Origin of the sequence: Streptomyces sp. ALI-76-A (genome assembly GCF_030287445.1) — a bacterium.
Taxonomy (GTDB): Bacteria; Actinomycetota; Actinomycetes; order Streptomycetales; family Streptomycetaceae; genus Streptomyces.
Window position 1 is genome coordinate 7,050,766 of sequence record NZ_JASVWB010000002.1, and the last position, 24,139, is coordinate 7,074,904.

General features: G+C 72.9%; 19 protein-coding genes and 1 pseudogene. 12 read left to right on the forward strand and 8 right to left on the reverse strand.

Annotated features, from left to right (window positions below; translation table 11 throughout):
* Position 1: 1 nt before the first annotated feature.
* On the reverse strand, positions 2–769 hold the full coding sequence (map, locus tag QQS16_RS32170; protein WP_286065568.1) for a type I methionyl aminopeptidase: 768 nt from the start codon (positions 767–769) through the stop codon (positions 2–4).
* Between the two features lie 32 nt (positions 770–801).
* Between map and QQS16_RS32175 the strand changes: the two genes are divergently transcribed.
* The 9 genes from QQS16_RS32175 to QQS16_RS32215 all read left to right on the forward strand — a co-directional run bounded on the left by QQS16_RS32175 (position 802) and on the right by QQS16_RS32215 (position 12,659).
* Positions 802–1,053 carry a helix-turn-helix domain-containing protein gene (locus QQS16_RS32175; protein ID WP_286065569.1) on the forward strand — a complete coding sequence of 84 codons (252 nt, stop codon included), beginning with the start codon at positions 802–804 and terminating at the stop codon, positions 1,051–1,053.
* Positions 1,054–1,199: 146 nt separating this feature from the next.
* A complete protein-coding gene (locus QQS16_RS32180) occupies positions 1,200–3,461 on the forward strand; it encodes a hypothetical protein (RefSeq protein ID WP_286065570.1) in 2,262 nt (753 codons plus the stop codon).
* 257 nt (positions 3,462–3,718) lie between these two features.
* A complete protein-coding gene (locus QQS16_RS32185; RefSeq protein ID WP_286065571.1) occupies positions 3,719–4,561 on the forward strand; it encodes a nitrilase-related carbon-nitrogen hydrolase in 843 nt (280 codons plus the stop codon).
* Entirely contained in the window at positions 4,558–5,844 is a 1,287-nt protein-coding gene (locus QQS16_RS32190; protein WP_286065572.1) for an aspartate aminotransferase family protein, read from the forward strand. The genes QQS16_RS32185 and QQS16_RS32190 overlap by 4 nt, the downstream gene beginning before the upstream one ends.
* Before the next feature lie 28 nt (positions 5,845–5,872).
* Positions 5,873–7,441: a PucR family transcriptional regulator gene (locus tag QQS16_RS32195; protein WP_286065573.1), complete on the forward strand. Its 1,569-nt coding sequence runs from the start codon at positions 5,873–5,875 to the stop codon at positions 7,439–7,441.
* Positions 7,442–7,621: 180 nt separating this feature from the next.
* The gene (locus QQS16_RS32200; protein WP_286065574.1) at positions 7,622–8,464 is read left to right on the forward strand and encodes a nitrilase-related carbon-nitrogen hydrolase; all 843 of its coding nucleotides are present in this window, start codon (positions 7,622–7,624) and stop codon (positions 8,462–8,464) included.
* Positions 8,465–8,567: 103 nt separating this feature from the next.
* A complete protein-coding gene (hydA, locus tag QQS16_RS32205; protein WP_286065575.1) occupies positions 8,568–9,971 on the forward strand; it encodes a dihydropyrimidinase in 1,404 nt (467 codons plus the stop codon).
* An 11-nt stretch (positions 9,972–9,982) separates the two neighbouring features.
* On the forward strand, positions 9,983–11,002 hold the full coding sequence (locus tag QQS16_RS32210) for a TIGR03842 family LLM class F420-dependent oxidoreductase (protein WP_286065576.1): 1,020 nt from the start codon (positions 9,983–9,985) through the stop codon (positions 11,000–11,002).
* A gap of 130 nt (positions 11,003–11,132) precedes the next feature.
* Positions 11,133–12,659 carry an NCS1 family nucleobase:cation symporter-1 gene (locus tag QQS16_RS32215; RefSeq protein ID WP_286065577.1) on the forward strand — a complete coding sequence of 509 codons (1,527 nt, stop codon included), beginning with the start codon at positions 11,133–11,135 and terminating at the stop codon, positions 12,657–12,659.
* 25 nt (positions 12,660–12,684) lie between these two features.
* Here the strand turns inward: QQS16_RS32215 and QQS16_RS32220 are convergent, their stop codons facing one another.
* Positions 12,685–13,356, reverse strand: coding sequence for a hypothetical protein (locus QQS16_RS32220; RefSeq protein WP_286065578.1), 672 nt, complete (start codon positions 13,354–13,356; stop codon positions 12,685–12,687).
* Between the two features lie 147 nt (positions 13,357–13,503).
* Complete coding sequence (locus QQS16_RS32225; protein ID WP_286065579.1) at positions 13,504–14,505, reverse strand: carboxymuconolactone decarboxylase family protein; 1,002 nt, start codon at positions 14,503–14,505, stop codon at positions 13,504–13,506.
* A gap of 166 nt (positions 14,506–14,671) precedes the next feature.
* On the opposite strand from QQS16_RS32225, the gene QQS16_RS32230 reads away from it, so the two are divergent.
* Both QQS16_RS32230 and QQS16_RS32235 read left to right on the forward strand, forming a co-directional pair.
* The gene (locus QQS16_RS32230; RefSeq protein WP_286065580.1) at positions 14,672–15,847 is read left to right on the forward strand and encodes a sensor histidine kinase; all 1,176 of its coding nucleotides are present in this window, start codon (positions 14,672–14,674) and stop codon (positions 15,845–15,847) included.
* Complete coding sequence (locus QQS16_RS32235) at positions 15,844–16,509, forward strand: response regulator (RefSeq protein WP_286065581.1); 666 nt, start codon at positions 15,844–15,846, stop codon at positions 16,507–16,509. The genes QQS16_RS32230 and QQS16_RS32235 overlap by 4 nt, the downstream gene beginning before the upstream one ends.
* A gap of 33 nt (positions 16,510–16,542) precedes the next feature.
* Here the strand turns inward: QQS16_RS32235 and QQS16_RS32240 are convergent, their stop codons facing one another.
* Genes QQS16_RS32240 through QQS16_RS32250 form a run of 3 tightly spaced genes read right to left on the reverse strand, consistent with a single transcriptional unit; the run spans position 16,543 to position 20,260 of the window.
* Complete coding sequence (locus QQS16_RS32240; RefSeq protein WP_286065582.1) at positions 16,543–17,589, reverse strand: ABC transporter ATP-binding protein; 1,047 nt, start codon at positions 17,587–17,589, stop codon at positions 16,543–16,545.
* A complete protein-coding gene (locus QQS16_RS32245; protein ID WP_286065583.1) occupies positions 17,586–19,181 on the reverse strand; it encodes an ABC transporter permease in 1,596 nt (531 codons plus the stop codon). The genes QQS16_RS32240 and QQS16_RS32245 overlap by 4 nt, the downstream gene beginning before the upstream one ends.
* Positions 19,182–19,213: 32 nt before the next feature.
* Entirely contained in the window at positions 19,214–20,260 is a 1,047-nt protein-coding gene (locus QQS16_RS32250) for an iron ABC transporter substrate-binding protein (protein ID WP_286065584.1), read from the reverse strand.
* 176 nt (positions 20,261–20,436) lie between these two features.
* On the opposite strand from QQS16_RS32250, the gene QQS16_RS32255 reads away from it, so the two are divergent.
* Positions 20,437–23,034 (forward strand): AMP-binding protein, encoded by a 2,598-nt coding sequence (locus tag QQS16_RS32255; RefSeq protein WP_286065585.1) that lies wholly within the window; start codon positions 20,437–20,439, stop codon positions 23,032–23,034.
* A gap of 16 nt (positions 23,035–23,050) precedes the next feature.
* On the opposite strand, the gene QQS16_RS32260 is transcribed toward QQS16_RS32255, so the two are convergent.
* Entirely contained in the window at positions 23,051–23,437 is a 387-nt protein-coding gene (locus QQS16_RS32260) for a LysR substrate-binding domain-containing protein (RefSeq protein WP_353479704.1), read from the reverse strand.
* A 43-nt stretch (positions 23,438–23,480) separates the two neighbouring features.
* A pseudogene (locus QQS16_RS43595) lies at positions 23,481–23,888 on the reverse strand (LysR family transcriptional regulator); the annotation flags it as partial.
* Positions 23,889–24,139: the final 251 nt, after the last annotated feature.

Here is a 24,139-nt window from a genome sequence, read left to right on the forward strand (position 1 = left end):
CTCAGCGCGCTGTCAGGACGCGCGGCCCGGCGTCCGTGATGGCCACGGTGTGCTCGGCGTGCGCCGCGCGGGAGCCGTCGTTCGTACGGAGGGTCCAGCCGTCCGGTGCCTCGTGGTAGCCGTCCGTGCCGCCGCCGATGAGCATCGGCTCGATCGCGAGGACCATGCCGTGCCGCAGCGGCATCCCGCGCCCGGGGCGGCCCTCGTTCGGGACCGGCGGGTCCTCGTGCATACGACGGCCCACGCCGTGCCCGCCGAAACCCTCCGGGATGCCGTAGCCGGCGGCCCGGCACACCGAGCCGATCGCGTGCGCGATGTCGCCGACGCGGTTGCCCACCACGGCCGCCTCGATGCCCGCCGCCAGTGCCCGCTCGGCGGTCTCGACCAGGCGTACGTCCGCCGGGCGCGGCCTGCCCACCACGAAGCTGATCGCCGAGTCACCCACCCAGCCGCCCAGTTCGGCGCCGAAGTCGAGGGAGACGAGGTCGCCGTCGCGCAGCCGGTAGGCCGTCGGGACGCCGTGCACGATCGCGTCGTTGACCGAGGCGCAGAGGACGGCCGGGAAGGGGACGGGCGCGAAGGCGGGGTGGTAGCCGAGGAACGGCGAGGTCGCGCCCGCCTCCCGCAGCACCCCGTGCGCCACCTCGTCCAGCTCCAGCAGGGAGACACCCACGTCGGCGGCCTGTCGTGCGGCCGTCAGGGCCCGGCCGACGACCTGGCCCGCCTCGTGCATGGCGTCGATCGATGTGTCCGTCTTCAGTTCCACCATGCCAATTACTATACCGGTATTAGAATGGCGGCATGGTACGCACCCCTCTCACCCCCGAAGAGCGCGAACGCGGTGAACGGCTCGGCAGACTGCTGCGTGAGGCGCGCGGCGGACGCAGCATGGTCGACGTCGCGGCGAGCGCCGGTCTCTCCGCCGAGACGCTCCGCAAGATCGAGACCGGGCGGGCGCCGACCCCGGCGTTCTTCACGGTGGCCGCGCTGGCCCGCGCGCTCGGTCTGTCGATGGACGACCTGGCGCTCCGGTGCGTGCTGGCGGGGGTGTGAGGGGGGCCTCCGGGCGGTCGGCGCGCCATGGTCGGGATCGCGCAATGAGGCTCCCGCACAACGCCGGAAAACTGCCTGTAGCCGTCCCGTAACACGGCTGGTGTTGCCTACGGACCGGAGTGCTCCGGTCTGGTGCGAGTTGGGCGGTGACTGTGGATCGACTCCCCGGCCAGGTACGGGAGTTCGCGCACTACCTGGACGCTCTGCTGGCGCGTCTGGACCAGGGCGCCGGCTGGTGCGGCGTGTTCTGGCAGCGGGACCCCGAGGGCATGCAGGCCTGCCTCGACGGACGTGAGATGCCGCCGTGGGACGTCGTGGAGGCGCTGCTTCAGGACCTCGCGGCGGAGTACGGCCACCAGGCCGCCGGCGCGGAGGCGGAACGGGCCCGTGCCGTGTACGCCGCCGCGCTCGTCGCGTACGACGCCTCTCCCGGCGGCCGGGACGCCCTCGGCGACCGGTTCGACGTCATGCTCCGCGAGCAGCGCTACGCCGCCGAACGTCAGGCGGAACTGGGCCGGTTGCTCGCCTCCGCCACCACCCAGGAGGAGGCCGACGCCCTCCGCCTCGACCTCGCGTGGGCGCGCGACGACCACGAACGCGCGACCCGCCGCTGCGCGGAACTCCGTTCCCGGATGGCCGATCTGGACCGACGCGCCACGGCGGAACAGGGACAGGCGACACGGCGGGGGAGCGCCGGCGAAGCCGCGGTGTTCCGGGCAGGCGGTGGATCCCCGTCGGGCGACGTGCGGTCGGGCACGGGTGAGGGCGGGTCCGACGGTCCCGGGGATCCGGAGCTGAAGGGGCGGGGCCAGCGGGGCTACGAGCCAGGTGTACGCGCGTCGGTGGACGCGCGGTCGGGTGACATGGGGCCGGGCGACACAGGCCCCGGTGGCGTCCGGACGGACGGGCGCGGTGCGAGCGACGCATGGCCGGACGGGCCCGGACATGACGGTGGCGGTGGCGATGGCCGTGCGCAGTCACAGGGGTTCGACCCGTACGGCTCTGCCCCCGCGCGGGGACGCGGGCACGGGTGGGGGGACGAGTACGGGTCCAACGCCGCTCCGCCGGACGGGCAGGGCTCGTATGACGATCCGGCGTTCGACGGGCGAGGGCTCAGGTTCGACGAGCAGGAGTCCGGCGGGCGGGACGGCTCCTACGACGGCGGGTTCCCGAGCATGCCGCGGCAGCGTGCGGAGCAGCCCGGGGCCGAGGTGACCGAATGGCGTGCGGCGGATCGGGGCGCGGCCGGGACGCCGGGCATCGGTGACACCCGTCGGGAGGATCCCGACGCCGCCGCCCCGCAGTGGTCGCACCCCACGGGGACGCCGGATCCGGAGTGGGTGTCCTCCTCCGGCGTCTCTGGCGCGGACTGGTCGCACCCTACGGGGACGCCGGACGCCCGGCGGCAGGCGCCCGCGGATGCGCCCGGTTCGCGGCGGTCGTCACCGGCGGGGACGCCGGATCCGGAGTGGGCGTCTTTGTCCGGGGTCTCGGACGCGCGGCGGTCCTCATCGGCGGGGGCCCCGGATCCGGAGTGGGTGTCCTCCACCGGGGTCTCGGACCCGCAGCAGTCGGCGTTCGCCGGGACGCCGCCCCCGCGGTGGTCCACCTCCGCCGGCGCGCCCGACGGGCAGGAGACGGCCCCCGAGGAGACGGCTCCCAAGGAGCCGGAGCCGAAGCAGCGCAGGCGTCGCCGTGGCAGTGCCCGGTTCGCCGGGATGGTCGAGCAGGAGGCGGCGCCCGTCGTCGTACCGCCGGCCGTCGTGCCGGACCTGCCCGCCGCGCCCGTCCCGACCGGCCGTACCCCGCGCGGGGCGCGGTTCGCCGGGGTGGTGAGGGGAAGGGCGCGGACGGAGCCGCAGGCCGAGCCGCTGGACGCGGTGGACCGGCGGGAGACCACCGAGACGGTGGAGCGGCTCGTGCGGCTGCGCGGCGAGGGCCGCAGCGGCGAGGCGCACGCCCTGCTGGCCGAGATCGCGTACTGGCCCGCCGCCCGCTACCCGTTGCTCGCCGCGGAGATGCAGCGGACCGGCCTCCGCGCCGACTGGGTGACCCTGCTGTGGGAAGCCGCCTCGCTGCCCGCGGACCGCCTCGTCGCCGCCGCCGACGCGCTGGTCGCGGCGGGCCGCGGCCCCGACGCCGAGCAGATCCTGCGGCAGGGCGTGGCCCGGCCCGCCGCCGAGATCGGACGGGCCGTCCTCGCCCTGGCCGCCGAAGGACGCCGCCGCGAGGTCCGCGCACTCCTCGACGCCTATGTCAGCGTCCGCACCCCGGAGGAGGCCGCCCGCAGCGCCGCGCCCGACCCGCCGACCCTGGTACCGCTGCTCGTGGAAGCCGCCCGGGGCGTCTCGGACCAGTGCCACTGGGACCTGGTGCACGCCCTGCGGGTCGCCGGATTCCCCGCCTGAGCGGACCTGACCCGGTCCTGAGCGGATCTCTGGCCCTGGCCCCGAGCGGACCCGGTCCGCCCGCGCCCCGGGCCGGGGGCGGCCTTTGTGCTCCGCTCACCGGCCCAGCGGCTCACCCACAGGAGTGTGAAACGTGATCGACTCCGCGGGTTAACGACGATGGTCTTGGCAAGGCCCTCCAGGAGGCTTACGTTCGTCCCTCTACGACCTGCGTCTACGGGCGTAGAGGCTCTGACGTCCCATCGAAGGAGCAGCTCATGGCCAACGTCGTCCGCGCCGCTCTGGTCCAGGCCACCTGGACCGGCGACACCGAGTCCATGGTGGCGAAACACGAGGAGCACGCCCGCGAGGCGGCCCGCCGGGGGGCCAAGGTCATCGGCTTCCAGGAAGTGTTCAACGCCCCCTACTTCTGTCAGGTCGAGGAGCCGGAGCACTACCGCTGGGCCGAGCCGGTGCCCGACGGGCCGACCACGCGTCGTATGCAGGAACTCGCCCGCGAGACCGGCATGGTGATCGTCGTCCCGGTCTTCGAGGTGGAGCAGGCGGGCTTCTACTACAACACCGCGGCCGTGATCGACGCCGACGGCACCTACCTCGGCAAGTACCGCAAGCACCACATCCCGCAGATCAGGGGCTTCCGCGAGAAGTACTACTTCAAGCCCGGCAACCTCGGCTGGCCCGTCTTCGACACGGTCGTCGGCAAGGTCGGCGTCTACATCTGCTACGACCGGCACTTCCCGGAGGGCTGGCGGCAACTGGGCCTGAACGGAGCCCAGTTGGTGTTCAATCCGTCGGCCACCCACCGCGGTCTGTCGTCCCACCTGTGGCGGCTGGAGCAGCCGGCGGCGGCCGTCGCCAACGAGTACTTCATCGCGGCGATCAACCGGGTCGGCGTCGAGGAGTACGGCGACAACGACTTCTACGGCACGTCGTACTTCGTCGACCCGCGCGGACAGTTCGTGGGGGAGACGGCCAGTGACAAGGACGAGGAACTGGTCGTCCGCGACCTCGACTTCGACCTCATCGAACAGGTACGGCAGCAGTGGGCCTTCTACCGCGACCGCCGGCCCGACGCCTACGACGGGCTGGTGCGGCCGTGACCGACGACCTGCTGGGCCGCCACCGCGGCGTCCTGCCCGACTGGCTCGCCCTCTACTACCAGGACCCGCTGGAGATCACGCACGGCGAGGGCCGGTACGTGTGGGACGCCGAGGGCACCAAGTACCTCGACTTCTTCGGCGGCATCCTGACGACGATGACCGCGCACGCGCTCCCCGAGGTGACGAAGGCGGTGAGCGAGCAGGCCGGGCGGATCCTGCACTCGTCCACCCTCTACCTCAACCGGCCGATGGTCGAACTCGCGGAACGTGTCGCCCACTTGAGCGGTATCCCGGACGCCCGGGTCTTCTTCACCACCTCCGGCACCGAGGCCAACGACACCGCCCTGATGCTGGCGACGACCTACCGCCGCAGCAACACCGTCCTGGCCATGCGCAACAGCTACCACGGCCGCTCCTTCAGCGCGGTCGGCATCACCGGCAACCGCGGCTGGTCCCCGACCTCGCTGTCACCGCTACAGACGCTGTACGTCCACGGCGGCGTGCGCACCCGCGGCCCGTACGCCGCGCTGAGCGACGAGGACTTCGTCGCCGCCTGCGTCGACGACCTGCGGGACCTCCTCGGGCACACCCGTCCGCCCGCCGCGCTGATCGCCGAGCCCGTGCAGGGCGTCGGCGGGTTCACCTCGCCGCCGGACGGTCTCTACGCCGCCTTCCGCGAGGTGCTGCACGAGCGCGGCATCCTGTGGATCGCCGACGAGGTGCAGACCGGCTGGGGCCGCACCGGAGACCACTTCTGGGGCTGGCAGGCCCACGGGCAGAACGGCCCTCCGGACATCGTCACCTTCGCCAAGGGCATCGGCAACGGCATGTCCATCGGCGGGGTGGTCGCCCGCGCCGAGATCATGAACTGCCTGGACGCCAACAGCATCTCGACCTTCGGCGGCACCCAGGTCACCATGGCGGCGGGCAACGCCAACCTCACGTACCTGCTGGAGCACGACCTCCAGGGCAACGCCCGGCGCGTCGGCGGACTGCTCCTGGAACGGCTGCGGGCGGTCGGCGCGCGGATCCCGGGCGTACGGGAGGTGCGGGGCCGTGGGCTGATGCTCGGCATCGAGCTGGTCCGGCCCGGCACCGACCAGGCCGACCCGGAGGCCGCCGCCGCCGTGCTCGAAGCCGCCCGCGCCGGTGGCCTGCTCATCGGCAAGGGCGGCGGGCACGACACCAGCGCCCTGCGCGTGGCACCGCCGCTGTCCCTGACCGTCGCGGAGGCCGAGGAAGGCGCCGCGATCCTCGAACGCGCTCTGCGGAGCATCCAGTAGCACCGTCCCGAGCAAGGGAAACACCGTCATGACCACCGCCTCGGAGACCTGGCAGCCCGCGGAGCCGACCCTGTCGGTCCGGCAGGTCCTCACCCTGGAACGGGTCCTGGCCGGGGAACCCGAGGTGGTGGCCGGAGCGGGCCAGCTCGACCGGCTCGTGCGCTGGGTGCACGTCGCCGAGGCCGCCGACGTCGGCGTGATGCTCAGCGGCGGCGAGATGGTGCTCACCACCGGGGTGCTGCTCGCCGGTGACGAGAGCGCGCAGGCCGAGTACATCCAGTCCCTGCACCGCGCGGAGGCCGCGGCCGTCGTCCTCGGTCTGGGGCGGGCGTTCCCCGCCCCGCCGGACGTGATGCGCCGGGCCGCCGAGCGGTGCGGGCTGCCGATGGTCGTCCTGCACCGGCCCTTCCCCTTCGCGGAGTTGACGGAGGAGGTCCAGGCACGCCTGGTGCGGCGGAAGTTCGCGGCCGTCAGCCTGTCCGAGTCGGTACGGACCGCGCTCACCGGACTCATCACCGCGGGCGCCCCGCTGCAACGCCTGCTCGACGAGGTCGCCCAGCACAGCGCCTGCCCTGTCGTCGTCACCAACCTCGCCCACCGCGTTCTCGCCACGGCGGGGGAGCGGCCCGCCGTGGACGACGTGCTGCGCGACTGGGAACGCATCGCCCGGCAGGCCGGCGGCAGCGAGGGCGACGGCTGGATCCGCGCCGAACTCGCCGGGCGCGGGGAGCGGTGGGGGCAGATCGTGCTGTGCGGGTACCGGGGCGACACCGCCTCCGGGCGGCTGCTGGCCGACCGCGCCGCCGAGTCGCTCGTGCTGCACCGCATGCTGGCCGGCACCTCCGCGCACACCTGGGAGGAGCAGTCCGCGCAGAGCCTGCTGACCGACCTGGTCAGCGGGATCGTGCCGGCCCGGCAGCTGCTGCCCCGGGCCAGGGCGGCCGGTCTGCCGGTCAACCGCCGCACCTTCGTCCCGCTGGTCGTCCGCGACGGCGACCCGGCCGGGCTCGACCGGGTGCTGCGGACGGTGGGGCTGTCCGGCATCGTCGCCGAACTCGCCGACAACGCCACCGCGGTGCTGCTGAGCCTGGCCCGGGACCAGGACGCCCCCGCCCTCACGGCGAACTTCGCGGCCCGGGTGCGCTCCGAGTCCGGCCGGACCGTGATCGCCGCCGCCGACGCGCGCACCGCCTGGGACGACGTCCCCGCCGGGCTGCGCGAGGCCCAGCACGTGGCCGACGCCGTCGCGGACTCCTCTGCCGTCCTGGACCTGCCGGCCGTCGTACGGCTCAAGGACGTGCATCTGCGCGGCCTGGTCCGGCTCCTGCGGGACGACCCGTACGTGCAGTCCTTCGCGGAGCGCGAACTGGACGGGCTGCTGTGCGCGGCGGGGCAGGACCTGCTCGCCGTGCTGCGCACCTATCTCGCCACCGGCCGCAACAAGTCCCGCACCGCCCAGCTCCACCACGTCTCGCGGCCGGCGCTGTACCGCCGGCTGGAGGCGATACAGGCCCGGCTCGGTGTGGATCTCGACGACTTCGAGCAGGCCGCCTCGGTACACATCGCGCTCCTCGCGCACGACGCGCAGCGAGGCTGAACCGGCCGCCGCGAAACGGCGGGGAAACAGAAGACGACCTGGGAGAACGGTGGTGAAACATGGGCCCAGGACAGGGTGACACGGTGGCACGCCACAGGCCCGCAGGCGTGACACCGTGCACCTCAAACCGGCTCCGCGGACTTCCTAGGCTCCTCGCACACCGAGCGACCGGAGGTCCCGATGAGCCGAGTGATTCGCGCCGCCCTCTTCCAGACCGCCTGGACCGGCGACAAGGAGTCGATGATCCAGGTGCACGAACAGGCGGCCCGCGACGCCGCCGCCCAGGGCGCTCACGTCCTGTGCTTCCAGGAGCTGTTCTACGGGCCCTACTTCTGCCAGGTGCAGGACAAGGCGTTCTACGAGTACGCCGAGCAGGTCCCGGGCGGCCCGATCGTCCAGCGGTTCCAGGCGCTCGCCGAGGAACTGGGTCTCGTCCTGATCCTGCCGATGTACGAGGAGGAGCAGCCCGGCGTCCTCTACAACACGGCCGCCGTGATCGACGCGGACGGCTCGTACCTCGGCAAGTACCGCAAGCACCACATCCCGCAGGTGCCCGGCTTCTGGGAGAAGTTCTACTTCCGCCCGGGCAACCTGGGCTGGCCGGTCTTCGAGACGGCCGTCGGGAGGATCGGCGTCTACATCTGCTACGACCGCCACTTCCCCGAGGGCTGGCGGGCGCTGGGCCTGGCGGGCGCCGAGATCGTCTTCAACCCGTCGGCGACCTCGCGCGGCCTGTCCGGCTACCTGTGGCAGCTGGAGCAGCCGGCGGCCGCCGTCGCCAACGAGTACTTCGTGGGCGCGATCAACCGGGTGGGCGTCGAGGAGCTGGGCGACAACGACTTCTACGGGACGTCGTACTTCGTCGACCCGGAGGCCCAGTTCGTGGGCGAGGTGGCCGGCGACAAGGAGACCGAACTGGTCGTCCGCGACCTGGACCTGGCCAAGCTGCGGGAGGTCCGCGACCGCTGGCAGTTCTACCGGGACCGCCGCCCCGAGGCGTACGCCCCGCTGACGGCTCCCTGACGGACCGGGGACCGGGACCGCCCCTGGACGGGGCGCGGCGGACCGCGCGACCAGCCACCAACGACCCGCACCTCTCGACCACGACCCAGCGGAGCGTCAACGCATGAGCAGCCGTACCGTCATCCGTGGTGGCCTCGTCATCACCGCGTCCGACGAGATCCACGCCGACGTCCTGATCGAGGACGGCCGCATCGCCGCCCTCGCCACGTCCGGCACCCCGGCCGCCGAGGCCTGGACGGCCGGGCGGACCATCGACGCCACCGGGAAGTACGTCATCCCGGGCGGCGTCGACGCCCACACCCACATGGAGCTGCCGTTCGGCGGCACCTTCGCCTCCGACACCTTCGAGACCGGCACCCGGGCCGCCGCCTGGGGCGGGACGACGACCATCGTCGACTTCGCCGTGCAGAGCGTGGGTCATTCGCTGCGCGAGGGGCTGGACGCCTGGCACGCCAAGGCCGAGGGCAACTGCGCCGTCGACTACGGCTTCCACATGATCGTCTCCGACGTGAACCAGGACACGCTCAAGGAGATGGACCTGCTGGTGGAGGAGGGCGTGACCTCCTTCAAGCAGTTCATGGCCTACCCCGGCGTCTTCTACAGCGACGACGGCCAGATCCTGCGCGCCATGCAGCGCTCCGCCGAGAACGGCGGGCTGATCATGATGCACGCCGAGAACGGCATCGCGATCGACGTGCTGGTGGAGCAGGCGCTGGCCCGCGGGGAGACCGACCCCCGCTACCACGGCGAGGTCCGCAAAGCGCTCCTGGAGGCCGAGGCCACCCACCGGGCCATCAAGCTCGCGCAGGTCGCGGGCGCCCCGCTGTACGTCGTGCACGTCTCGGCGATGGAGGCGGTCGCCGAGCTGGCCAGGGCGCGCGACGAGGGGCTGAACGTCTTCGGCGAGACCTGCCCGCAGTACCTGTTCCTGTCCACGGACAACCTCGCCGAGCCCGACTTCGAGGGCTCGAAGTACGTGTGCTCGACGCCGCTGAGGCCCAAGGAGCACCAGGCCCACCTGTGGAAGGGCCTGCGCACCAACGACCTCCAGGTCGTCTCCACCGACCACTGCCCCTTCTGCTTCGTGGGCCAGAAGGAACTCGGCCGGGGCGACTTCTCCAAGATCCCCAACGGGCTGCCGGGCGTCGAGAACCGTATGGACCTGCTGCACCAGGCCGTCGTCGACGGGCACATCTCGCGCCGCCGCTGGATCGAGATCGCCTGCGCGACCCCGGCCCGGATGTTCGGCATGTACCCGAAGAAGGGCACCATCGCGCCGGGCGCGGACGCCGACGTGGTGATCTACGACCCGCACGCCGAGCAGGTCATGTCCGCCGACACGCACCACATGAACGTCGACTACTCGGCGTACGAGGGCAAGCGGGTCACCGGCCGCGTCGAGACGGTCCTGTCGCGCGGCGAACTCGTCATCACCGAGCGGGAGTACACCGGGCACGCCGGACACGGCACGTACACCCCCCGCTCCACCTGTCAGTACCTCACCTAGGAGTGGCGCCCATGGACTTCGGACTCGTCCTGCAGACCGACCCGCCGGCCTCGAAGGTCATCAGCCTGATGAAGCGGGCCGAGCGCAACGGCTTCACGTACGGCTGGACCTTCGACTCCGCCGTGCTGTGGCAGGAGCCGTTCGTGATCTACAGCCAGATCCTGTCGAACACGACCAAGCTGAAGGTCGGCCCGATGGTGACCAACCCGGGCACCCGTACCTGGGAGGTGACCGCCTCCACCTTCGCCACCCTCAACGACATGTTCGGCAACCGCACGGTGTGCGGCATCGGCCGCGGTGACTCCGCGATGCGGGTCGCCGGCCGCAAGCCCAACACCCTGGCGCGCATCAGCGAGGCGATGAAGGTCATCCGGGCGCTGGGCCGCGGCGACGAGGCCGACCTCGGCGGCACCGTGATCAGGTTCCCGTGGATCAAGCCGGACGCCGAACTGCCCGTCTGGATGGCCGCGTACGGCCCCAAGGCGCTGAAGATGACCGGCGAGGAGGCCGACGGGTTCATCCTCCAGCTCGCCGACCTCTACCTGACCGAGTACATGGTCAAGGCGGTGAAGGACGCGGCCGTCGCCGCCGGACGCGACCCGTCCGAGGTGAAGATCTGCGTCGCCGCCCCCGCCTACGTCACCGAGGACGACTCGCCCGAGGCGCTCGCCCACGCGCGCGAGCAGTGCCGCTGGTTCGGCGGGATGGTCGGCAACCACGTCGCCGACCTGGTCTCCAAGTACGGCGAGCACTCCGCCGCCGTCCCCGACGACCTCACCGACTACATCAAGGCCCGCGAGGGCTACGACTACTCCCACCACGGGCGCGCCGACAACCCGGACACCCAGTTCGTGCCCGATGAGATCGTCGACCGGTTCTGCGTCATCGGCCCGGTCGAGAAGCACATCGAGAAGCTGAACGCGCTGCGTGAGCTGGGCGTCGACCAGTTCGCCGTCTACGACATGCACGACGCGCAGGAGGCCACGATCGACGCGTACGGGTCGCGGGTGATCCCGGCCGTCAACGGCTGACCCACGGCACCACCCGCGCACCCGCCCCACCCCTCCCCCCACTCCTGTTCGCTCCTCCCCGCTCCCCCGGGGAGGAGACCGGAGCCCGCACGGCCTTTCCGGATCCGCCCTTCGTTTGATTGGCCTGCCCATGACCGACACCGCTCCCACGGCCATACCGCCGTCCGCCCAAGTCACCCTCGCCGACGGCCGGGTGGAGCTCGCCCCGGGCAGCCCCGCCCCGAGCGGCGCCTACGCCAACGAGGACCTGCTTCCGGTTCCGGTGGAGAAGCGCACCTGGAGCACGTACAACTTCTCCGCCCTGTGGGTCGGCATGGCCCACAACACGGCCTCCTGGACCCTGGCCTCCGGTCTGATCGCCGTCGGCATGGACTGGAAGCAGGCGGTGTTCACCATCGCCCTGGCCAATGTGATCGTGCTGGTCCCGATGCTGCTCACCGGGCACGCGGGACCGAAGTACGGCATTCCCTTCCCGGTCTTCGCCCGTGCCTCGTTCGGTATCCGAGGCGCCAACCTGCCCGCTGTCGTACGGGCGTTGGTGGCCTGCGGCTGGTTCGGCATCCAGACCTGGATCGGCGGCGAGGCGATCTACTTCCTCGCCGGGAAGCTGATCGGCAACGGCTGGAGCGACGTCGGCAGCATCGGCGGCCACCCCTGGACCATGTGGCTGTCGTTCGCGATCTTCTGGGCGATCCAGGTAGTGATCATCTACCGGGGTATGGAGACGATCCGCCGCTTCGAGAACTGGGCGGCGCCCTTCGTCCTGGTCGGCGCCTTCGTGATGCTGATCTGGATGAGCAACAAGGCGGGCGGCTTCGGCCCGCTGCTCGACCAGCCCTCCAAGCTCGGCTGGGGCGCCGACTTCTGGAAGCTGTTCTGGCCGTCCCTCATGGGCATGATCGGCTTCTGGTCCACCCTGTCCCTGAACATCCCGGACTTCACCCGCTACGGCAGGAGCCAGAAGTCGCAGATGTGGGGCCAGGCCCTTGGTCTTCCTACGACCATGACGCTCTTCGCGCTGCTGTCGGTGATGGTCACCTCCGGTTCACAGGCCGTGTACGGCGAGACGATCTGGAACCCGGTGGAGCTCGCCGCCAAGACGGACAACGTCGTGGGCCTGCTGTTCGCGCTGGTCACCGTGCTGGTGGCGACCCTGTCCGTGAACGTCGCGGCCAACCTGGTCTCGCCGGCCTTCGACTTCTCCAACATCGCGCCCCGGAAGATCAGCTTCCGGACCGGCGCGCTCGTCACCTGCGTGCTGGGCGTGCTGATCTTCCCCTGGAAGCTGTACTCCGACCCGGAGGGTTACATCTTCACCTGGCTCGGCCTGGTCGGGGGTCTGCTCGGCACGGTCGCCGGCATCCTCATCGCCGACTACTGGATCCTGCGCCGCGGCAAGCTCGACCTGACCGACCTGTACCGCGCGGGCGGCCGCTACTGGTACGAGGGCGGCTGGAACTGGCGGGCCGTGGCCGCGTTCGTGGTCGGCGGTGTCCTCGCCGTCGGCGGCGCCAGCTTCGAGCCGCTGATCGACGGGCGGCCCGTTCCGGCGCTGGAGCCGCTCGCCGACTACGGCTGGGCGGTGGGCCTGGGCACCTCGATGGTGCTGTACGTGGTGCTGATGCTGGTGCGCGGACGGGACCGCCTGGAGACCTGAGCCGCCGGCTGCCGCTGGAGGACGGTCAGCCCCGCCGGCCGTTCTCCAGCGCGGCGACCGCCTCCTTGGCGGCCTTGATGGCGCCCTTGTTGATCTCGTCCGTGCCGGGCGCCTTCCTGGACTCGAAGTCGCTGCCGTTGTACGTGATGGTCACCAGCGCGTTGGACGCGCGGACCAGCACCACGCCCTCGCGGGTCTCCTGCTTGTCGGCGGTGGTGAGGTTCACCACCGAATACCCCGCGTCGCCGACACCCGGTACGTCTCCGCCGCCGCTCCGCTGCTCGACCGTCTCCCGGTAGGACGTCTGTGCCGCCTCGTCCGAGTCCATGACCTCGTAGGAGACGTCCAGCCAGCGGTAGTCGTACCCCTTGAGGGCGTTCCAGGAGCAGGTGCGGCGCAGCGTCGAGTCCGTCGACGGGATCTCCTTGCCGGCCGGCTTGGCGCCCGGCACCAGTGACGTGATCGTCTTCTTGGACACGCCGGAGCACGGCGCGGGCGCGGCGGCGTACGTCTTGGACGCGGCCGACGTCGCCGGGGCGGAGGCGGACCGGTTCCCGGTCGTCTGCTCCGCCTTGGGCGCGGCGGCCGGCTCCGCGGCGAACGGTCCGGAGGCCAGCGCCCAGCCCGCCGCGGCGAGCACGACGACGGGGGACAGACGCGCGGTCAGAGCGAGCGGCAGAGGAAGAGGAGAACGCACGGCGCACTTTCCGTGGGGAGGTGCGGAGCGGGTCCGCACCGCGGACGGGACGCCAGTGTCACACGACTGCCTGTGGGGTGGAAGCGCCAACTCGCTCCGTGGCGGTGCGGTGACCGCACCCCCCCGGCCGATGCGCCGTACGTCCCGCTATGTCCGCGTGATGGGGCGGTGCAGCGCCGACTCGATGCGGTCCACGGCCGCGAACGCCCCGTAGGCCACGAGGCGCACCAGACAGTGGTCGGTGTGTTCCGGCCGCCGCCAGGCCGCCACGTCCTCGTCGGTGATCCGGTACGGCGCGAGGGCGGTCAGCAGCGCGAGACGGGCGCCGGGACGCTCCCGCCGGTCCGGGAACCCGCCCAGGGCGAGCGGCGGATGCGCCCCGTCCCAGCCCCACAGGGTCTCCTCCACGAGGGCCTGGTCGTCGGCGTCGAGCAGACCGGAGCCCGCCATGGCCGCCCTGAGCAGCGCCGCGTACGCGGGGCCGACGGCCGTGTCGCCCGCCCAGGCCGGTGCCTCGCCGGGGTCGGGCCGGTCGAGCAGCGCGAGGCCCTCACCGGGCAGGGCGGAGCGGCGTACGGTCCGGGCGAGCGTGCGGCCGGCGACACTGCGGACCGCCCTGAACCGCTGGGCGTTGAACGGCAGCATCTGTTCGGTGAGCAGCGCGGACACGATCCGGTTGATGAAGTGGAAGGCGAGCGCGGTGCCCAGGTAGCCGGGGGCGTGCTCGCGCGGGAACGGGTACGGCTCCAGGGCGCCGCCGGGCACGCGCGTGTGCTCTCCCCAGTCGAGCACACGCGCGTGGTCCTCGTTCTCCGGCCGCTCCCCGCGGGCCAGGCGTTCGGCGAGGGCGTGGTCGCCGGTGGCGTGCAGCAGGACGGTGTGCGCGTCGACGCAGAACGGGCACTGGTTGGCGCGTGACACCCCGTACGCGGCCAACTCCTTGCCGGTGCGGCTGCCGGGTCCGGCGATGAGCGACTCGCGCATCAACGCCCAGGCCGGGGCGAGGAGTTCGGGGGCCGAGGAAAGGACCACGAAGGTGACCGGTTCGGCGATGCCGAAGTCGCGGGCGATCTGCTCGTACACCGCGGCGACGCGACCGGTGGCCGCCTTGGGCGGCAGGGGTTCGGTGTGGCGGAAGGGTGTGGGCATGGCAGCAGCGTGCCCCTCGCGGGGGCCGGCGGTCGTCGTACGGCCGAAGGCACCGGGGGCTGCGCCTGCGGGCCGGGCCGGGGGTGCGCACTACTTCGCCGGGAGTAGTCGCGGAGTTGTCCACAGGTCTGACGCCGGTGTCGGCGCGGAGAGCTACGGTGCGTGCATGAGCGGACATGTGGTCGACTCCGGCCCGCCGGACCGTGCGGGCGCGCTCGGCGGTGACACGGAAGGCCGCCGCGCCGGTCGCCGTCCCGGCCGCGGGTGGCTCGCCGACACGGCCCTCGCGGTCGTCGTCGGCGCCCTCGTCGTGACCGCCGCCGCGTTCGACGGTGACACCACGGCCGTCGACCACGCGCTGATCCTGCTCGGGTCGGCCGCCCTGGCGTTCTACCGCACGGCCCCGCTGCCGGTCCTGGCCGCGGCCACGGCCACCGGCATCGCCCACGTCCTGCACGCGCACCCGGGACCGCTCGCCGCCCTGCCCGTCCTCGGTGCCGTGCACACGGCCGCCCGCGTGGGGCACCGGCGCTGGGCGGCCACGGCGAGCGGTGCCTACCTGGTGGCGTACGCCGTGACCGGCCCGACGACCCAGGAGATGGTCGAGAAGTCCGCGCTGCTCGCGGGCTGGTTCCTGTGCGCGGTGGTGACGGGCCTCGCCGACCGCAACTGGCAGGCGTATCTGCGCCAGACCGAACAGCGCGCCCTGGAGGCCGAACGCACCCGGGAGGAGGCGGCCCTGCGCCGCGCGGGTGAGGAACGCCTGCGCATCGCCCGGGAGTTGCACGACTCCCTCACGCACAGCATCTCGATCGTCAAGCTCCAGGCGGGTGTCGCCGTGCACCTGGCCCGCAAGCGGGGCGAGGAGGTGCCGCCCGCGCTGCTCGCCATCCAGGAGGCGGGCGGTGAGGCGATGCGTGAACTGCGCGCCACCCTGGGGGTGCTGCGCACCGACGACCCCGTCGGCACGCCCGCCCTGCTGGTGGAGCGCGCCCGGGCGGCGGGACTCGCGGTCGAGCTGACGGTGGGCGGGGACGAGCGCTCCCTGCCGGCCGCCCTCGACCGGGCGGTGTACCGCATCGTCCAAGAGGCCCTCACCAACGCGGCCCGGCACGCGGGACCGGCGAAGGTGCACGTCCGACTGGACTACGGGCAAGCCGGGTTGACGATACGGGTGGACGACGACGGCACGGCCGACCCGGCCCGCCCGCCGGCACCGGGCACCGGCCTCACCGGCATGCGGGAACGCGTCACGGCCCTCGGCGGCACCCTGCACACCGCCCCGCGCCCGGAGGGCGGTTTCCGGGTGCTCGCCGAACTGCCCCTGGAGGCCCCCCGATGATCAGAGTGGCCCTGGTCGACGACCAGGCGCTGATGCGCGCGGGCTTCCGGGCGCTGCTGGAGGCCGAGGACGGCATCGAGGTGGTCGGCGAGGCGGCGGACGGCGCACAGGGGGTGGCGCTGGTGCGCGCCCGGAGGCCCGACATCGCGCTGATCGACGTCCAGATGCCGGTGATGACGGGCATCGAGGCGACCCGCCGCATCGCCGCCGACCCGGCGCTGTCCGCCGTCCGCGTGGTGATCCTCACCAACTACGGCCTCGACGAGTACGTCTTCGAGGCGCTGCGGGCGGGCGCGAGCGGCTTCCTGCTGAAGGACACCGAACCCGCCGACCTGCTCCAGGCCATCGAGGTGGTCGCCCGCGGCGAGGCCCTGCTGTCCCCGTCGGTCACCCGCACCCTGATCGGCGAGTTCGTCGCCCGGCCCCCCGACCGGGCCACCGCCCCCGGCCTGGAACACCTCACCCGCCGCGAACGCGAGGTCACCGCCCTGGCCGCCCGCGGCCTCACCAACGAGGAGATCGCCGCCCACATGGTCATCAGCCCGTTCACCGCGAAGACCCACGTCAGCCGTGCCATGACCAAGCTCGGCGCCCGGGACCGGGCCCAACTGGTGGTGTTCGCCTATGAGTCCGGCCTGGTGACGGCACGCGGCGGCGGCTGACCGGGGCCGCCCTGCGGGCCCCGCGCGCACCGTCTACGGATGCAGCGTGACCTCGCCCGTCACCCGGATGCCGGTCTCCTGTCCGGGGCCGACCGACAGGGGGCCCGCGACTCGGACGTCCACCGTGTGGTCGAGGCCCCGTACGGCGACGGTCACCTTGGCGTCGTGGCCGTAGAAGCACACGTCGGTCACGGTGCCCCGCACCGCGCCCGCGGCGTCCGCGCCGGTGAGGCGCAGCTGCTCGGGGCGGAGGACCACCGTGCCGGTGCGCCGCCCGTTCGGCGGTGCGGCCAGGGTCACGGTGCCGAGCGGTGTGGTTGCCGTGGAGCCGTCGTCGCCGACCGTCCCCCGCAGGAGGACGGCGTCGCCCACGAAGCCGGCCACCCAGGGATCCGCTGGGCGCCGGTACAGCTCCTGCGGGGTGGCGCACTGGGCGATCCGGCCCTGCCGTACGACGGCCACGAGGTCGGCGGTGGAGAGCGCCTCCTGCTGGTCGTGGGTGACCAGCAGCGCGGTGGCCCCGGTCGCCCGCAGGGCGGCGCGTACGTCGGCCCGGACTCCGGTGCGCAGGGCGCTGTCCAGGGCGTTGAAGGGTTCGTCGAGCAGGACCAGGGCGGGGCGCGGGGCGAGGGCCCTGGCCAGGGCGACGCGCTGCTGCTGGCCCCCGGACAGCTCGTGCGGCATCCGGTCGCCGTACCCGGCGAGGCCGACCAGGTCGAGCATCTCCTCCGTACGGCGGCGCCGTTCCCCGCGGTCGAGCCCGGTCAGGCCGAAGGCCACGTTGCGCGCCACGCTGAGATGAGGGAAGAGCGCCCCCTCCTGGGGGACGATGCCGACGCGGCGCCGCTCCGGGGGCAGATGGACACCGGGGCCGGTCAGGACGCGTCCGCCGACGGTGACCGTTCCCGCGTCGGCGCGCAGGAAGCCCGCCACGACGCGCAGCAGGGTGGTCTTGCCGCATCCGGAGGGCCCGAGCACGGCGGCCAGCGAACCGCCCGGCACCGAGAGGTCCAGTCCCTGGAGGACGGGCGCTTCGGGGCCGTAGGACTTGGCGAGTCGCCCGATCTGGACGTCGTTCATGCGCGGTGCCTGCCCAGGAGGTAGGAGGGGACTGCGGCGAGCAGGATGAGTGCGGCGGCGTAGGGCGCGGCGGCGGCGAAGGAGCCGGCTCCGGTCTCGGTCCACAGGCGGGTGGCGAGGGTGTCCACGCCGGTGGGGCGCAGCAGCAGGGTGGCGGGAAGTTCCTTCATGCAGACGACGAAGGTGAGGGCGGCGCCGGCGGCCACCCCCGGTGCGGCCAGCGGCACGGTCACCTCGCGCAGGACCCGCAGCGGCGACCTGCCGAGCGAGCGGGCCACGTCCTCCAGCACGGGCGGCGCCTGAAGGACGGCGGCCCGGGTGGCGCCCACCGCGACCGGCAGGAACAGGACGGCGTACGCGCAGACCAGCAGCGGGAGTTCCTGGTAGAGCGGATAGGCGTAGCGGACCGCGAAGAAGACCAGGGAGAGCGCGACCGTGATGCCGGGCAGCGCGTGTCCCGCGTAGGCGGCCTGCTCCAACAGCCGGGCGCCGCGCCCCCGGTGGCGTGCGGCGATCACTCCGACGGGCAGCGCGAGCAGGGTGGTGAGGGCGGCTCCGGCGGCGGCGACGCCGAGCGTGGCCCCGGCGGCCTCGGTGACGGCGCCGAGGTCCCAGGTCGCGGAGGAACCGACGGCCAGCCAGTAGCCGAGGGTGCCGAGCGGGAAGGCGACGGCGGCGGCCACCACCGCCGCGCACCACGCGAGGGCGGGCAGGCGCCACCGCCCCAGCGGGACCGGGGCGGCCGGGCGGGCCGTTCCGCCGCCGGTCCTCGCGTGTCCCGCGCGGCCCCGGGTGCGGGCCTCGGCGGCGACCAGCGCCACCGTCATCACCACCAGCACGACACTGAGCGCGGCGGCCGGCGTGCGGTCGAAGGAGGCGCGGTAGGAGGTGTGGATGGCCCGGGTGAACGTGTCGTACCGCATCAGCGAGACGGCACCGAAGTCGGAGAGCACGTACAGCGCGACGAGCAGCGCCCCGCCCGCGGCGGCCGGCCGGAGCTGGGGGAGGGTGACCCGCAGGAACGTGCGCAGGGGGCCGTGGCCGAGGGAGTGGGCGGCCTCCTCCTGGGCCGGGTCGATGCCGCGCAGCGCGGCGGCGACGGGCAGGTGGACGTACGGAAAGCTCACCAGCGTCAGCGCGAGCGCGGCGCCGGCGAACCCCGAGACGCCGGGCAGGGCGGCGAGCCAGGCGAAGGCGGCGACATAGCTGGGCACGGCGAGCGGCAGGGCGGCCAGCACCGACCAGGCACGGGCCCCCGGCAGGGCGGTGCGCACGGTCAGCCAGGCCAGCGAGACACCCAAGGCCAGGCAGGCCACCACGACCACCGCCGTCAGGCCGAGGCTGCGCCCCACCAGGTGGAGGGTGCGGGCGTCGGCGACGACGCCCCACGCGTAGCCCGGACCGCGTTCGAGGGCGCGGACGGCGAGGTAGCCGAGCGGCAGCAGGGCGAACAGGGCGGCCACGCAGGCGGGGACGAGCAGGACCAGCGGGGGTCGGCGGCCGGAGCCGTTGGCGCGGGTGGCGGGAAGGCGTCGGCGCCCGGCCGGAGCGGGTGCTCCGGCCGGGCGGGCCGCGGAGGGGGCTGTGGTCACGTGGCGCTCACGAGTTCCGTCCGGCCAGGTCCTCAGACCAGCCCGACGTCCTGGAGCATGGCCAGCGTCTCCTGGAGAGACTCCAGCTTGCCGAGGTCGATGTCGGGGGAGTTGAGGGAGTCGAACGGCGGCAGGCCCTCGACGTCGCTGGTGACCCCCGCGGCCAGCGGGTACTCCTTCGTCCGGTCGGCGAAGTAGGTCTGCGCCTCCTTGCCCAGCAGGTAGTCGACGGCCTTCTGGGCGGTCGCGGTCTGGCCGCCGTCCTTCAGGATGCCGACGCCGGCCACGTTGATCAGCGCGCCGGGGTCCTTGCCCGGCAGGAACTTGAGCTCGGCGTCGACCTGGTCCTCGCCCTTCTCGGCGACCCGCTCGTACCAGTAGTAGTGGTTGACCAGACCGAGGGAGACCTCGCCGGCCTCCACGGCGTCGAGGGTGGCGAGGTTGTGGGCGTACGTCCTGCCGTTGGCCTTCAGGTCCTTCAGCCACGCGCGGGTGGCGTCGTCGCCCTCCAGGACGCGCATGCCGGTGACGAAGGCCTGGAAGGAGGCGTTGGTGGGCGCGAAGCCGACCTTGCCCTTCCACTCGGGCTTCACCACGTCGTGGACGCTGTCCGGGACCTCGGCCTCGGCGACCTTGTCCGGGTTGTACGCGATGACCCGCACGCGCCCCGACAGCCCCACCCAGTCGCCGGCGCCGCCGCGGTAGGCGGGCTCCACCTCGTCGAGGCTCGACTGCGGCAGCTTCGCCAGCATGCCCTCCTTGGAGAGGGCGCCGAGCGCGCCCGCGTCCTGCGAGAAGAACAGCCCGGCCTTGGTGCGGTCGCCCTCCTCCAGGATCTGCGCGGCCAGTTCGGCGCTGTCGCCGTACCGCACCTCGACCTTGCTGCCGACGGCCTTCTCCAGCTTGTCGAGGATCGGCTTGACCAGCTTCTCGTTGCGCCCGGAGTAGATGACGAGGGAGGAGTCGCCGCCGTCCGCCGAGCCGCCCTTGTCGTCGTCTGAGCCGCAGGCGGCGAGGGCGGGGAGAAGCAGGCCGGCCGTGACGAGCGCGGTGATCCGGCGAGCCGAGGGGCGTCGCATGGGGTGTGCCTTCCTGCGGGGCCCGCCGGTACGCCGCTGGTCGCGTCGTCGGTCAGCGAGCGGCGGAACGATCCTTTTCAGCCAACTGTGAACATGCTATGAATAAGGTAAAGCTTGCCTAAGCGTCAAGGGGCTTGTGTTGGTTGCGGACGCTGCCGCAGAAAGGTCACGCGCCCGTGATAGATCGTTTCGGGCCCCTTTCGGCCCCGTCCGCCCTGCCGTCGCCGCGCATCACGGCACCCTGCCCACGACCGCCCGTACGGCGTCAGGGAGTCCCGTTCGCCCGCGACCTCGCGGCGTACGGCGACCGCACCGCGCTTTTCACGCCACAGGGCGAGGTCAGCTACCGGGCACTCGCCGCCCGGGTCGCCGCCACCGCCGAACGCCTCGGCCCCGCACGCCGCCTGGTCCTGCTGGCCGGCGCGAACCGCGCCGACGCCCTGGTGGTGCTCCTCGCGGCCCTCGCGGCCGGCCACCCCGTCCTGCTCGTCCCCGGCGACAGCGCCGGCACCCTCGACGCCCTGACCGCCGCGTACGACCCGGACGTGGTCGCGCGGCCGGACGGCCACGGCACCTGGGTGCTCGACGAACGCCGGTCCGAGAGCGCCCACACCCTGCACCCGGACCTGGCGTTGCTGCTCAGCACCTCCGGTTCGACGGGCTCGCCCAAACTGGTCCGGCTCTCCGCCGACAACCTCCAGGCCAACGCCGAGTCCATCGCCACGTACCTGGGCATCCGCGACACCGACCGCGCGGCCACGACCCTGCCACCGCACTACTGCTACGGCCTGTCCGTCATCCACAGCCACCTGCTGCGCGGCGCCGGGCTGATCCTCACCGAACGGTCGGTGGCCGACGCCGGCTTCTGGGAGGAGTTCCGCGCCGCCCGCGGCACCTCGCTCGCCGGGGTGCCGTACACCTTCGACCTGCTCGACCGGGTCGGGTTCACCCGCATGCGCCTGCCCCACCTGCGGTACGTCACCCAGGCCGGCGGACGCCTGGCGCCCGAACGGGTCGCCCACTACGCCGAGTCGGGCCGCCGCGCGGGCTGGGAGCTGTTCGTGATGTACGGGCAGACCGAGGCGACCGCCCGTATGGCGTATCTGCCCCCCGCCCTCGCCGCCGAGCGCCCGCAGGCCGTCGGGGTGCCGATCCCCGGCGGCTCCTTCCGGATCCGGCCGGTGGACGGCGTCGACGAACCGGACACCGGCGAACTCGTCTACTCGGGCCCGAACGTCATGCTCGGCTACGCCGAGAGCGCGGCGGACCTCGCACGGGGCCGGACCGTCGAGGAACTGCACACCGGAGACATCGCCCGACGCGCGCCCGACGGGCTGTACGAGATCGTGGGGCGCCGCAGCCGCTTCGCCAAGATCCTGGGCCTGCGGATAGACCCGCGGCGCGTCGAGGCGATCCTCGAGGAACACGGCATACGCGCGTTCTGCGCGGGCGACGACGACACGCTGGCCGTGCTGGCGGTCCGGTCCGAGGGAGCCGACCCCGCCCGCGTCCGGCGCCTCGTCGCGGACGGCTGCGGTCTGCCGCCCCGCGCGGTCCGCGTGCGGACGGTCCCCGAACTCCCGCGGCTCGCCTCGGGCAAGCCCGACCACGAGGCCGTACGGCGGCTGGCGCGCGAGCCGGAGGCCCCGCCCGGGGACGCGACCACCGGCGACGGCCTGCGCGACCTCTACGCCGAGATCCTCGACCGGGCCGACGTCACCGAGGACAGCAGCTTCGTCGGCCTCGGCGGCGACTCGCTCTCCTACGTCGAGATGTCACTGCGGCTGGAACAGGCGCTGGGCGTCCTCCCCGCCGACTGGCACACCACACCGATCCGGGAACTGCGCGGCCTCGACGCCCGGCGCCCGGCCAGGACCCCGGGCCGCATCCGCAGGCCGCGGCGCACCCTGGACACCGGAATCGCCCTGCGCGCGATCGGCATCGTCCTGATCGTGGGCTCGCACATCCCGGTGTTCGCCGTCCAGGGCGGCGCCCACGTGCTGCTCGGCGTCGCCGGGTTCAACTTCGCCCGCTTCCACCTCACCGCGCACGAACGCCGGGAGCGCCTGCGCAGGCTGCGGCGCAGCATCGCGCGCATCGCCCTGCCGAGCATGGTGTGGATCACCTTCGCGCTGCTGCTGACCCGCGAGTACGACCTGGCCAACATCGTGCTGGCCAACAGCCTCCTCGCACGGGACAACTCCGACCCGGAGTGGCGGTACTGGTTCGTCGAGGCGCTCGTCTACTTCCTGACCGGCCTCGCGGTACTGCTGGCGGTGCCGCTGCTCGACCGCGTGGAGCGGCGCGGCCCGTTCGCCTTCGCCCTGGCCCTGGTCGCCCTGGGACTGGTCGGACGGTACGACCCCTGGGGGCTGGCGGCCGTTCGCCACCACCTCAGCCCCACCGTCGTCTTCTTCCTGTTCGCGCTGGGCTGGGCGGCGGCACGCGCCCGCACGACCGGGCACCGGCTGCTGCTGACCGCCGTCCTCCTGGTCACCGTGCCGGGACTGTTCCCCGGCGGACAGCCCCTGCGGACCTCCGTCGTCGTGGGCGGCCTGACGCTGCTGCTGTGGATCCCCGCCCTGCCCAGCACGGACCCGCTCAACCGGCTCGCGGGCATCCTGGCGGGCAGTTCGCTGTACATCTACCTGACGCACTTCCACGTCTACCCCTACCTGCGGGACCACTCCCCGGTCCTGGCGCTGCTGGCCTCCCTGACGGTCGGTGTGATGTACGGGGCCGTCGCCACGCGGGTGACACGCAGGCTGCTCTGACGGGGACCGGGGAGCCTCACGTCCCCGCCGCCGAGCCGTCGTCCGCCGGCCCCCGCCCGAACACCTGCGTGGCGGTCTCCCGCACCACTCGCCGCAGCCACTGGTGAGCGGGGTCGCCGTCGACCCGGGGATGCCAGGCGATGCCGTACGGGAAGGGCGGGAGTTCCTCCGGGGGCGCGGCGACGCGGTAGGCCGGGTCGTCGGCGTAGGCGAGAACGGCGTGGCGCGGGAGGGTGGCGATGAGTTCCGTGCCCGGCACCGCGGTCGCCGCCGCGGAGAAGTAGGGCACGCGCAGGCACACGGGACGGCGCAGTCCGTATTCGTCGAGCCGGCGCTCGACCATGGCCTGGCCCTCGGTCAGGAACCTGACGACGACGTGCGGGTACGCGATGAAGTCGTCCATCGTCAGCCGGTCCCCGGTCCCCGGTCAGCGGATGGTCGCGGGACATCAGGCACGCGAACTCCTCCTCGAACAAGGTCTCCCAGCGCAGCGCACACGGTGCCACGACACCGGAGAAGACCAGGTCCGCGCGGCCCTGCTCGACATCGGCGAAGGAGTGGTCACTCACCGGTACCACGGTGAGCGAGACACCCGGAGCCTCGCGGAAGAAGCGCGGGAAGAGGACCGGACCGAGCAGCGAGGTGGCGAAGTCGGTGCAGTGAACGCGGAAGTGGCGGTTCGCCGTCGAGGGGTCGAAGGCGTCCCCGCGCAGCAGCGCCTCCAACCGGGGAAGGAGTTCGGCGAGCTCCGACTGAATCCGCAGTCCACGGGGGGTCGGTTCGTACCCGCCCCGCGTGCGCACCAGGAGTTCGTCGCCGAACGTCTCCCTGAGCCGAAGCAGGACGCGGCTCATCGCCGACTGGCTCAGGTCGAACGATCGGCGGCCCGCGTGACGTGCCTCTCCTCGAGGAGCACCGCGAGCGCCTGGAGAAGATTCAAGTCCGCGTTGCGCAGGTGCGGCGACATGGCACAGAGCGTAGGCACCTCCATGCAGGCTAGGCACAAAGAGCCGTGCTTCCGGACCTCAGTATGCGTTCAGCGCATCACGAGCATGCACTTCTTGCGTTGGACGACCGGCTTCCCACCGCGTCAGGCTCGCTTCCG